The sequence below is a fragment of the Anaeromonas gelatinilytica genome, assembly GCF_016820635.1.
In the GTDB taxonomy this organism is placed as follows: domain Bacteria; phylum Bacillota; class Clostridia; order Tissierellales; family SIT17; genus Anaeromonas; species Anaeromonas gelatinilytica.
The window spans coordinates 1-11,380 of sequence record NZ_WSFU01000036.1 but is presented as its reverse complement, the minus strand read 5'-3'; the positions used below and the strand labels follow the sequence as shown (position 1 = coordinate 11,380).

Genomic DNA, 11,380 nt, shown 5'->3' with positions numbered 1-11,380 from the left:
TTTTATATTCATAGTTTTTTCATGTTTTTTAATTTTTTCTATTGACTTTTACTAGCTGGTCTTTTTTATTATTCTTTTTATTACAAATGCATTTGTGTGATATAATATAACATAACATAAAAAAGAACAGAAAAATGTCTAATTTTACAGCTCGGTTATTAAATTTCTGTAATATTTTCAACAAAAATTACACTAAGGAAAATGAGCAAATCATGTAAAAAAAGAAATGGTTCTAACATAAGCGATAAAGATTTGACGTATGGAACTCAGATGATGTTATTAATATAATAAATCCAGTAGAAATTAGTATTATGCAATCTCTACTGGATGTTTTGTTTTTATTTAATTTTTCTTTTTAAATCTTCAGGTAAGTTCTCAGAGAATGGTAATATTTTAAATAAGCTTTCTTTGTCAGTACGATCTTTCTACCAATCACAAGAGCTCTTATCAATCTTTCAGCAGAGTTATTATCGATTTCTATTATACCATCTTCTAAGAAAACATTTTTAAAACTTTGAAGTAGAGGCTTTATGTATGCTAAGGCTTTTCCAAGGGCACTTCTTGGAACTGCATTTTCAAGTTCTCTATCTACATAAGCCATAAACTCATCTATTATTGATTTAGACTCTTCTAGACGTTTTTCGTAACGTTTTGTATAGTAGTTACATTCTTGACTATGTTGCTGTTTTAGATCCTTTTCAATTACATAAAGTTTTGCACAATAATTAAACCCTATTAGTGCTCTTGAAGATCGAACCGACCCCCAAAAGTTAGACCAAAAATCTAACTTTTGGGGGTCGGTTTTAATTAAGCAAAATATAGTTTTGAATTTAAGATGAAAGTAGTAAAAGCCTATCTAAATGGAAAAGGTGGATACAGATATCTTGCTATAAATTTTAAGATATCGTCAGATACTAGTATTAGGAATTGGGTTGCTAGCTATTGAAGAATATATAAAATATTACAATAAAAAACGAATTAAAGAAAAATTAGGATTGTTAAGTCCTGTAGAATATAGGAAATTATATGGTGGAATATTTAGCTATAATAATAAATAAAAATCAGAGTAGAAATTATTTCAATATCTACTCTGAAAAAAGTCTAACTTTTTGGGGTAACCTTATTTTCTAAACCTTTTTATATATTTATATCTATTATTCTCATATTTTCAACAGCATTATCTATTAACTCATCTACATCCAAGGACCCTTCAGATTTCTCGATATTATCTAATTTAGGCCTAGTTACAGGATGTTTTGGTAAAAATACTGTGCAACAATCTTCAAAAGGTAGTATAGAAGTTTCAAAGGTTTCAATATCTTGTGCTATTTCGGTTATCTCTGTTTTATCAAGACCAATTAAAGGTCTGAATACAGGAATATCTACTGAAGAATTAGTCACATTTAATCCCTTCATAGTTTGGCTAGCTACTTGACCAAGACTTTCTCCTGTTATTAAACAATCTATTTCATTGTTCCTAGCAATTTTTTCAGCTATTCTCATCATAAATCTTCTAGATATTATCGTCATTTCTTCTGATGGGCAATTTTTATTAATCTCCTTTTGGATATTAAGAATATTAACACTATATAATTTAATTTGTCCACAATATCTTGACAATATCTTAGCTAAATCTTTTACCTTTTCTTCTGCTCTCTCACTAGTAAAAGGATAACTATGATAATGAACTGCTTCAATAGATACTCCTCTTTTTCCTATCATAAATCCTGCTACAGGACTATCGATTCCTCCAGACAATAATAGCAATCCTCTGCCATTAGTTCCTAAAGGTAATCCTCCATACCCCTTTATCTTTTTTGAGAATATGTATGCACTATCTCTAATATCTACATATATATATATATCAGGATTATGAACATCAACATTTAATCCTTCTGTATTAGCCAAAATATATCCTCCTACTCTCCTAGCTACTTCCATGGAATTTAACGGAAATTTTTTATCTGCTCTTTTACACTGCACCTTGAACGTTCCAATTTCTTTAGTCTTTCTAATTTCCTCTATTTCTTTCAATGATACTTTTTCAATGGATTTCATTTCTTTATTTACTTTATATCCAGGACTTACATGTACAATACCAAAGACCTTTCTAACTCTTTTTATAAGTGCTTCTAAATTGTCTTCATTTGCTTTTACATACATTTTTCCTCGTTCTCTATATACATTTGGTCTCCCTAAATCTTTAGTTGCAACTTTTATTTGATTTAATAATTTTTTCTCAAAAAAATTTCTATTGCCTTTTTTTAATGCAACTTCTCCTACACTTACACTAATCACTCTATCCATTTAATCACCTCATCATAATATCTCGTATCTCTTCAACTCTTTCTTTTAATCGCTCTATAGCATAATCTATCTGTTCTTTAGTATTATAAAAACTAAAACTAAATCTAATTGCTCCTTCTATCTCCTCATCAGATAATTTCATCGCCTTTAATACATGACTTCCTGTCTTTTCCTTTGAAGAACAAGCCGAACCAGTAGAAACATAAATATCATCATCTTCAAGAAAATGAAGCAAAACTTCACCTTTTATATTTAAAAAAGATATATTAGCAATATGACTAGAACATCTATCATCTTTAAAACTATTTATTCTAATATCATCTATATTCTCTTCAACTTTAGTTAAAAAATAATTTTTTAATTTCTTTATTTCCTCTCTTTCTTTCCTCCCTGATTTTCTTAATATATCAACTGCTTTACCTAGACCAATAATTCCTGGAGTATTTTCCGTACCAGACCTTAACCCCATTTCTTGATTACCACCATAAAATATAGGATTAATATTTAAATCTTTCTTGATATATATGCCACCTATCCCCTTCGGCCCGTGAATCTTGTGACTACTAAAAGAAAAAGTATCTACATCTAATTTGTTTATATTAAACTCTATCTTACTAAAAGCTTGAACACCATCAACATGTAATTTAATTTCTGGATTTTTTCCTTTAATTATTTTTTTGACTTCTTCTATCGGTTGAATAGTACCTGTTTCGTTATTTACCATCATAATTGATACTAAAATTGTGTCTTCTCTAATTTCTTTTTTAAACTGCTCTAGATTAATAGTTCCATCATTATTTATATCTAAATAAGTTACATCATAACCCATTTTTTCATATTTACTAAAGACATTCAAAACAGAAGAATGTTCTATTTTAGAAGTAATTACATGTTTTCCTTTTTTATTATATTTATTGATTATCCCTTGTATAGCTAAATTATTACTTTCAGTACCTCCCGATGTAAAAAATATTTCTTCTTTTTTTACATTTAAATAGTCTGATATAATATTCCTAGCTTCTTTAATTCTCTTTTCTACATTAAGTCCCATCCTATGAAGAGACGAGGGATTGCCATAATCTCTTTTTAGCATTATATTCATTTCGTCTATTACTTTATCTCTTGCTCTAGTAGTCGCACTATTATCTAAATAAACTAACATTCCATCACCTCAATTTAATAGCCTAAATTTTCATTCACTAATATAATATTAATATCAGTTTTTCCAGGCTTACCTTCTATTATGACCGTAACATTACACATTCTATCATCTGATTTACAATCAGTACACTTTCCTGTATATCTACACGGAGTATCTAAATCTAATCTTTTAGCATTTTTAGGACAAGCTTCTGCCTTAATCCTTTTTATCCCTTTATCAGTATCCTCTACTAATTTATTTATTCCTACTATAATATATACAGTCTCATGACCATAAAACATAGAAGCCACTCTATTACCTACTCCATCAATATTAATAATTTTTCCATCCTTAGTAATTGCATTAGCACTAGATATATATTTAGAAGTTCTAGATGCATTCTGTAATATTTCATCCCTATTTTCAATACTTTCTAACCAGTGCCAATAAACTGTATTTCCTCTATCATTTAGATCCTCATGCAAACCACTATCAAAAACCGTCATTGAACCTCCAATCCCAACATCATCTTTTAAATCAATTTCACTCAATATATATTTTTTTGCATCACTAATATTTTCGAAATAATTAACAATAAAACCATTTTCTTCTAATTTTTTTATACTTTCATCTATTAAATTATTCATTCAAATACCTCCTAACTCTATTCTAGTCATATATTATATCATATAAATTAACTTACTAATATCAATATATAGCATAATTTCATATTGAAAAAAATATATCTAAAAAAACACTTGCGAAATTTGTCGGATTTTGTTATAATTAATCATGGTTATCCCCCTGGTAACCTCAATTAAATCTCTATTCCCAATACCCCTTTTGAACGGTTTGGATTACTTGCATTCTTAGTGGATGCGGTATAAATAAGGAGTGGCTTAAGCCATTCCTTATTTATTATATAAAATACCCTTTTTATTTTATTATCTTTAAAATATTATTAATATTCCTTTATAATATTCCTTTTCTATATTTAGTGCTTTTTTCTTTATATTCTGTTAAAATATTTATGTTATCATATTTTGATAGGAGGTTTTAAATTGAAAAAAATAGCTGTTATATTTACTGGTGGAACTATTTCGATGAAGGTGGATCCAAGGATAAATGCCGCTATACCTGCATTAAGTAGTGAAGAAATTATGTCTATGGTTACTAATATAGAACAATATGCTGATATAGAAATTATCAATTTTTCTAAACTTCCAGGACCTCATATGACACCAAATTTAATGCTTGAATTATCTAATTTAATAAATGATGTATTGAATAGAGAAGATATCCATGGAGTTGTAGTTACTCATGGGACAGACACACTAGAAGAAACTGCTTTTTTCTTAGAATGGACAATAAAATCAGAAAAACCTACTATAGTTGTTGGTGCTATGAGAAATGGTTCTGAATTAGGTTATGATGGCCCTAGTAATTTATCTGCTGCAATATGTACTGCAATCTCTGAAGAATCAAAAAATAAAGGTGTTTTAGTGGTCATGAATAATGAAGTAAATGCTGCTACAGAAGTAACTAAAACTAATACATTATCATTGAACACTTTTAAATCTCCTGAATTTGGTCCTTTAGGTATTGTAGACAATGACGAAGTTATTTATTATAGAGATAAAAAATCTCATGATCACATATTAAACATAAAAAAAATAGAATCAAAAATAGGACTAATTAAATGTGGAGCCGGAATAGAATCAGATATCATTGATTTTTATATAAATTCTAAATACAAAGGTTTAATTATTGAAGCACTCGGTAGAGGAAATGTACCTCCTCCTATGCTAGATGGTATAAAAAGAGCCATTAATAAGAACATTCCTGTTGTAATTGTCTCTCGTTGCCCAATTGGTAGGGTACTAGATACCTATGGTTATCTAGGTGGTGGCAAAATGCTAAGAAATTTAGGTGCTATATTTGGTTTTAATTTACCAGGACAAAAAGCAAGAATAAAATTAATGCTAGCCTTAAGTATAACTAATGATGTCAATAAAATTAGAGATTTATTTGAAAAAGACAAATTTAAGTAGGACTTATATAAGCCCTACTTAACCTCTAGGTCCAAATATCCCCCTCCTTCTTCTTGTTAAATAATCTTCTATATCCTGTACTCTTCTTTCAAGCTCTTCATAATCTTCATCTTTGTCTAATTTAGACGTTGTTTTTACCTTTTCTTCTAAATCTTTGATTTTTTTAGTAAGATCCTCAAACATATCTTTTTCTTTTACAGTACTCTGTAATAATTTACTTAAAAGTCTTTTATTTTCCTCAATATCTTTCTTATACTCTTCTATTTCTTCTTCTTTTGGTTCATCTTCAAAACATTTTTCTGGTTCTACATATTCCTCATTTTTCTTTTCAGTCATATTTTCATTATTCCTCCTATCTATTAAGTTTTTTTTTAATACAACTTCTTGCACATCATCTAAATCTCCAAAACCTATAAAAGATATATCTGGTGGAGCTAAACCAAAAGAATAATTTAACTTATATCTTTTTTTCATATTATCATTATTAGATATAAAACCATATCTTAATAAATTTTTACCCTTTGATTTATTCCATAAATATGGTCCAGTAAACGCTTTTGAATTCCTTAATTTTACTGAACTCATTATTCCTTGATATTCATACCAAATCACCCATAAATCCCCTTTATCGTATACCAAGGTTGGATAAATACAATTAGATGGATTTGATAATATTACTCGTGAATTAGTCTCTAATATTGAATTTTGTAAATCTAAATAGTCACATATTACTTTAAAATTTCCATATTCTTTCCCACAATAAGTAATATATAAAATATTATCATTCACAACTATAGAATCTAAATAATATTTTTCATATTCATCATCATTAATAATTATTTCATCATTTATTTCATTAGAAATCATATCAAAATATCTTAAACATATATTATGATAATATTCCTCTGAATTTATATATGTGATTAATATTCCATTTTTATATTTATTAATACTATATGGATTTAATATTCCATTAGATTTCACATCAAATAAATTATTACCTAATACTTTTTCACCAGAAATTACTTTATGGATAAAATTATAAGTATCAATTCCCACATTATCTTTTTTAAGATAAAATATATGACTATCTCTTCCTTTTTGAATTATCATTGGTTCATATATCTTTTGTTTTTCTTCTTCATCTATAATTAATTTAGACCATTGACCACTATTACAAGTAAATAAATATATATTATTTTTATTCAATTCTTGACATATTAGATTTATATTATTTGTTTTATCTATAGTAGCAAAAAAGTATTCACTACAATTATCCATCAATATTTTTTCATTATTACTTCCATAAATTTTATTATAGTTAACTACAATAAGTTTATTTTCTTTGTTTAATATATGATAAATATTATTAAAAGAATCAGTTAATAAATAGCTATTATTCTTTAATAAAGACATTTATACCCTCCTTTCTAAATAATATACTTTTTCTTAAGACTATATTTAATAATATTTAAATAAAACTGAAATTATTACGATTTGAAAAAAAAGTAGCAGAATAGTAAAAAAAGAATATATTAAAAGTAGGAAGAACAATTCCAATTTGTAATAAGGAGGAAAAAAAATGAAAAAGAGAAGGAATGATCTCTTAGATTTAACAAAACCTGAACAATGTTGTGATGCAACTACTGGCTGTAAATTTGATGGCTCATTAAAAAATGTTGTGTCTGAACCTATATATGTCCAAAAAGTATATGATGCTGCATTATTTAATCTTCAAGGTTTAAGAACAATATCAGGACAATGCTTTAGACCAGCATTACCAAGAGGTTCAAGAATATTAAAAGTTATAGAAATTAGATGTAAAAAATTCTTTAATCCTGATAATATTAAAGATCCAAGAAATTTAACGGTAGAAACTGATACAGAAATTTCTGGAGCAGATTTTGTAAAATATGGAGACAAAGACGTTAAAGTTATCGGTCCAGATGGAACTAGAAGTGAAAAATTATTATATGTTGATACATCTGAATGTGATGAAGAAAATAAAGGTACTCCAATTTTTGGAACACAAAATATTAATATTACTGGAAATGTTATTGTAGAAATAGATATAATTTATACTGATGATTGTAAAGAAAAATGTAAAGCTACTCTCTCAGCAGAAGTTCCAGTTGCATCATTAAAAGATCCATTAGTTTTAACTAATTTCTTCCAATTATGTTTGCCATCAGTATTTGATGGAGCTTTCTTGCCAAGATTTACAGAATTCTGTAATATATCTTGTGAAACAAGATTAGCTACTCAAAATATCACTAGGGACTTAATTGTGAACCATGAAACTGGAGCAGTAAGAGGTAATTTATTAGTTTCATTATGTGTAACTTGTGAAAAGAAAATTGTAGTTCCTGTACAACTTTGTGTATTATCTACAGGATTCCCACAATTAGAAGCAGAAATTTCTCCAATATGTGAAACTTTCCCATCTCTCTTTCCTAATCAAATAGATGAAGCTACTAAAAAACCTTGTAGCTTAAGTGAAGAAACTTATACAAGTGAAGAAATCGATACAGAATCATTAGAATAATCTAAACCTACTAAAAAACAAGAACTCAAATTTGAGTTCTTGTTTTGCTTTACTTTTTCAAAATTTAAACTTTTGAATATTTTTTGATACAAAAATTGAATGACAAGCAATTAAAAAAATCAGTTTAGACATAATATACGTTTAGCTTAAAATACTAATATTAGTATTTTAAGCTAAATTATCATCACTATTAATATAATTTGAATATTTACCACATTTATCTTGCCATCTTGCTAAAATTTTATCATCCGCTATAATTTCTACAACTTCACACATATTGGGACAATCATTACATTCAAAACCTCTTACTTTATACTCTACATTCGTAGCATCAAAACCTCTAAAATTAGTAGTTTTAGTTTTCTTAAATTTTTCTTTTGCTAATATTGCTGCTCCTATAGAACCCATAACATCATAATATTCTGGTATATGAATCTCTTCCCCTAAATACTTTTCAAACGCCTTTCTAATACCTTTATTTGCTGCTACTCCTCCTTGAAATAATATTGTCTTGTTTATTTTTTTACTTTTAGCTAAATTATTTAAATAATTTCTAACTAAAGCTTCACATAATCCATTTATAATATCTTCTTGATTATGACCCAATTGTTGTTTATGAATCATATCTGATTCTGCGAAAACAGCACATCTACCTGCAATTCTAACAGGATTATCAGATTTAATTGCAAGATCTCCAAATTCCTGTATTTCTATACCTAATCTTTGAGATTGTCTATCTAAAAAAGATCCTGTACCAGCAGCACATACAGTATTCATAGCAAAATCTGTTATAATACCATTTTCAATTAATATAATTTTTGAATCTTGTCCTCCAATTTCTAAAATAGTTCTAACTTCTGGTGTGAAATTAATTCCTGCAATGGCGTGAGCTGTTATTTCATTCTTTATAATATCAGCCCCTAAAATGATATTAGCCAAATTCCTACCACTACCTGTAGTCCCTACTCCTTTTATTTGATTATCATTATATTTGTTTCCTATTTCTTTCATTGCTTTTGTTAATACTTTTATAGGATTACCCATAGTTCTAACATACTTTTTCTCTAATAATTCATTCTTATTATTTATCATCACAATATTTGTACTTACTGACCCAACATCAACCCCTAAAAATAATTCTGTCATTTTGTGACTCCTTTCTCTTCTTCACTAAATCAATAAATGCTTCAATTCGTGTTTGATAACCGCCTTCGCCAGTCATTTCATCAACAATTAAGGTCATAATTGGAATATTATGATCCCTTTGAACAGAAGGCAATATACTTTCCGCTACAACTTCTGGCATACAATTAAATGGTAAAATCTGAATTAAACCATCATATTTTTCTTCGGCATAGATAACGGCACTACCTACAGTTTCTCTACCATGTCCTCCTACTAATGCTTTTAAATAAGGTCTTGCTTTTTTCCATTTCTTTTTCTCTTCACTTATACCTATTTGACCTATCCCTAGATGATGAGAAACCCATTTACTAGGTGTTAAAGCTTTATCAACGATTACGTCCATATAACCTAATTTTTTCTCAATATTCAGATTAACAAAAGGTTCTATTATTGTATATATTTCTCCAATTATTCCTATCTTCAAATTATCTTTCTTATTTTCTTTTATTAACTTTAATTTATTATAAGACGATCTGATTAAAGAATTCATTTCATCTATTCCCTTAGTTTTTTCTATTCTAGAATAAAATTCATCCATTATTTTATCTACCTTATTTTTATGAATAGTGACTGCTCTTTTATAATTTGAATAATCTAATAGCTCATCTGTAGCATACAATAACTTTTTAGCCCTTATGCCTGCCTTCATTATTTTAAAATAATTATTTGTTCCAGTCGCTTTTATAACTTCATTTAGTAATTTTTTAGGATTTCCTTCAGGAGGATCAAAACTTATAAAATTAACATCATATCCTAACTCCTTTAATAACTTTTTTTCCATACTTGCATAAAATCCAAATCTGCAAGGCCCACAACTTCCAGTTATAAGTACTGTATCAGCTCCTTTTTCTATACTTTCTATATAATTACCAATATTAATTTTTAATGGCATACAAATAGATTCAGGAGTATATTTAGTTCCTAAATCTAATGTTTTTTTAGTTATGGGAGGAGGTAATACTACTTCTCTGTCTAAATCTTCTAGTAGTCCTTTTGCAGCTATATAAACATTACCCATGTGGGGAAAAGTAATTTTCATCTTCAAACCTCCATTCAAGCATATCAATAAAAGCTTCTATTCTGGTGTTAATCCCTGCTTCACCTGAATGCTCATCTAATGTAATTAAATTAAAAGGAATTTTATATTCCTTTGATTTTCTTTCTACTATATCTAATAATACAGAATCTAAGCCACATCCAAAAGAAGAAAGAAAAATTATACCATCAATTTTTCTTTCCTCTAATAAAAAAAATGATGAACCTACTATTTTTTTACCAGAAGTCCAAAACATTCTTTTCGATAAATTAGATACATGTTTACAAATATATTCGTCATTTATCATATTAGGTGTAATTACATTAATCTTTCTTTTATTTAATTTTGCAAAAACGTTCATATTTACATAGTCATCATAGATATTATAAGGATGCCCAAGTAATAAAATATTCAATCTATTATTATCATTATTATTTTTATTGATTAAATCAATATTATTATTGTTATAATTCTTAATAGCTAACTCACAATGCAAACCAGCTTTTAATAAATCTTTATATTTATAGAATTCTATCATTGCTGTATTATATGCTTTACGAATTTTTATAGGATTTTTAGTAATCCTTGTTGCTACTTTATGTATTTCTTTTACAAAATAATTTTTATTTTTTCTAAAATTAATCTCCATATCTATTATTTCTGGTAAATCATTTATATTATTTTCAACCATAGCAGGTAGTCCTAATATTTTTGGACATTCATATTCTCTTTTTTCCAAACTAATCACCCTAGGTATAAAAATATAATCTACCTTATCTTTTATACTACATGTATGACCATGAAACACCTTTACTGGTAAACAAGCATCATCTACACAATTTAAAACTCCCATGTTCAATATATCTTTATTAGTTTTTGGAGACACTAAGACCTCTGCTCCTAACTCACTAAAAAATTCATACCAAATTGGGAAAAAATCATAATAATTCATTCCTCTTGGAATACCTATTTTTAACATTTTAAACCTCCAATCCAATAATTATTATAAACAATTTTTTGTAATTTTATTATAAAAAAAAACCTTTTTTAAGGTTTTAGTGTTGCATCAAGGTAAATATTTAAACTTAACAATAAGAAACACCCTAAAAACGAAA

Annotated in this window: 11 protein-coding genes; 3 read left to right on the top strand and 8 right to left on the bottom strand. The window is 27.3% G+C overall.

Going from position 1 to position 11,380, the window contains the following annotated elements; all coding sequences use genetic code 11:
• Positions 1-355: 355 nt before the first annotated feature.
• On the bottom strand, positions 356-736 hold the full coding sequence (locus GOQ29_RS03020) for an IS66 family transposase (protein WP_484477054.1): 381 nt from the start codon (positions 734-736) through the stop codon (positions 356-358).
• A 196-nt stretch (positions 737-932) separates the two neighbouring features.
• On the opposite strand from GOQ29_RS03020, the gene GOQ29_RS03015 reads away from it, so the two are divergent.
• Positions 933-1,058, top strand: coding sequence for an IS3 family transposase (locus GOQ29_RS03015; protein ID WP_425475064.1), 126 nt, complete (start codon positions 933-935; stop codon positions 1,056-1,058).
• A gap of 79 nt (positions 1,059-1,137) precedes the next feature.
• Here the strand turns inward: GOQ29_RS03015 and thiI are convergent, their stop codons facing one another.
• The 3 genes from thiI to GOQ29_RS03000 are packed head-to-tail and all read right to left on the bottom strand — an operon-like array spanning position 1,138 to position 4,095.
• Positions 1,138-2,307, bottom strand: a complete 1,170-nt coding sequence (thiI, locus tag GOQ29_RS03010) for a tRNA uracil 4-sulfurtransferase ThiI (RefSeq protein ID WP_203371155.1) — start codon at positions 2,305-2,307, stop codon at positions 1,138-1,140.
• A 4-nt stretch (positions 2,308-2,311) separates the two neighbouring features.
• Positions 2,312-3,469, bottom strand: a complete 1,158-nt coding sequence (locus GOQ29_RS03005) for a cysteine desulfurase family protein (RefSeq protein ID WP_203371154.1) — start codon at positions 3,467-3,469, stop codon at positions 2,312-2,314.
• 14 nt (positions 3,470-3,483) lie between these two features.
• Entirely contained in the window at positions 3,484-4,095 is a 612-nt protein-coding gene (locus GOQ29_RS03000) for a lactate utilization protein (protein WP_203371153.1), read from the bottom strand.
• A 414-nt stretch (positions 4,096-4,509) separates the two neighbouring features.
• Between GOQ29_RS03000 and GOQ29_RS02995 the strand changes: the two genes are divergently transcribed.
• Entirely contained in the window at positions 4,510-5,499 is a 990-nt protein-coding gene (locus tag GOQ29_RS02995) for an asparaginase (RefSeq protein ID WP_203371152.1), read from the top strand.
• 18 nt (positions 5,500-5,517) lie between these two features.
• Here the strand turns inward: GOQ29_RS02995 and GOQ29_RS02990 are convergent, their stop codons facing one another.
• On the bottom strand, positions 5,518-6,915 hold the full coding sequence (locus GOQ29_RS02990) for a hypothetical protein (RefSeq protein ID WP_203371151.1): 1,398 nt from the start codon (positions 6,913-6,915) through the stop codon (positions 5,518-5,520).
• 166 nt (positions 6,916-7,081) lie between these two features.
• Here GOQ29_RS02990 and GOQ29_RS02985 point away from each other — a divergent pair, with 166 nt between their 5' ends.
• Positions 7,082-8,044, top strand: a complete 963-nt coding sequence (locus GOQ29_RS02985; RefSeq protein ID WP_203371150.1) for a hypothetical protein — start codon at positions 7,082-7,084, stop codon at positions 8,042-8,044.
• 168 nt (positions 8,045-8,212) lie between these two features.
• Here the strand turns inward: GOQ29_RS02985 and GOQ29_RS02980 are convergent, their stop codons facing one another.
• The 3 genes from GOQ29_RS02980 to GOQ29_RS02970 are packed head-to-tail and all read right to left on the bottom strand — an operon-like array spanning position 8,213 to position 11,244.
• Positions 8,213-9,190 (bottom strand): acyl-CoA dehydratase activase, encoded by a 978-nt coding sequence (locus tag GOQ29_RS02980; protein WP_203371149.1) that lies wholly within the window; start codon positions 9,188-9,190, stop codon positions 8,213-8,215.
• On the bottom strand, positions 9,165-10,268 hold the full coding sequence (locus GOQ29_RS02975) for a CoA protein activase (protein WP_203371148.1): 1,104 nt from the start codon (positions 10,266-10,268) through the stop codon (positions 9,165-9,167). The genes GOQ29_RS02980 and GOQ29_RS02975 overlap by 26 nt, the downstream gene beginning before the upstream one ends.
• Positions 10,240-11,244 carry an acyl-CoA dehydratase activase-related protein gene (locus GOQ29_RS02970; protein ID WP_203371147.1) on the bottom strand — a complete coding sequence of 335 codons (1,005 nt, stop codon included), beginning with the start codon at positions 11,242-11,244 and terminating at the stop codon, positions 10,240-10,242. Before GOQ29_RS02970 ends, GOQ29_RS02975 begins: the two co-directional genes overlap by 29 nt.
• Positions 11,245-11,380: the final 136 nt, after the last annotated feature.

Excerpts from the sequence above, each read along its gene's own strand:
- GOQ29_RS03000 (WP_203371153.1), bottom strand. The coding sequence starts at position 4,095 with ATGAATAATTTAATAGATGAAAGTATAAAAAAATTAGAAGAAAATGGT.
- GOQ29_RS03005 (WP_203371154.1), bottom strand. The coding sequence starts at position 3,469 with ATGTTAGTTTATTTAGATAATAGTGCGACTACTAGAGCAAGAGATAAA.
- GOQ29_RS02990 (WP_203371151.1), bottom strand. The coding sequence starts at position 6,915 with ATGTCTTTATTAAAGAATAATAGCTATTTATTAACTGATTCTTTTAAT.
- thiI (WP_203371155.1), bottom strand. The coding sequence starts at position 2,307 with ATGGATAGAGTGATTAGTGTAAGTGTAGGAGAAGTTGCATTAAAAAAA.
- GOQ29_RS02985 (WP_203371150.1), top strand. The coding sequence starts at position 7,082 with ATGAAAAAGAGAAGGAATGATCTCTTAGATTTAACAAAACCTGAACAA.
- GOQ29_RS02975 (WP_203371148.1), bottom strand. The coding sequence starts at position 10,268 with ATGAAAATTACTTTTCCCCACATGGGTAATGTTTATATAGCTGCAAAA.
- GOQ29_RS02980 (WP_203371149.1), bottom strand. The coding sequence starts at position 9,190 with ATGACAGAATTATTTTTAGGGGTTGATGTTGGGTCAGTAAGTACAAAT.
- GOQ29_RS02970 (WP_203371147.1), bottom strand. The coding sequence starts at position 11,244 with ATGTTAAAAATAGGTATTCCAAGAGGAATGAATTATTATGATTTTTTC.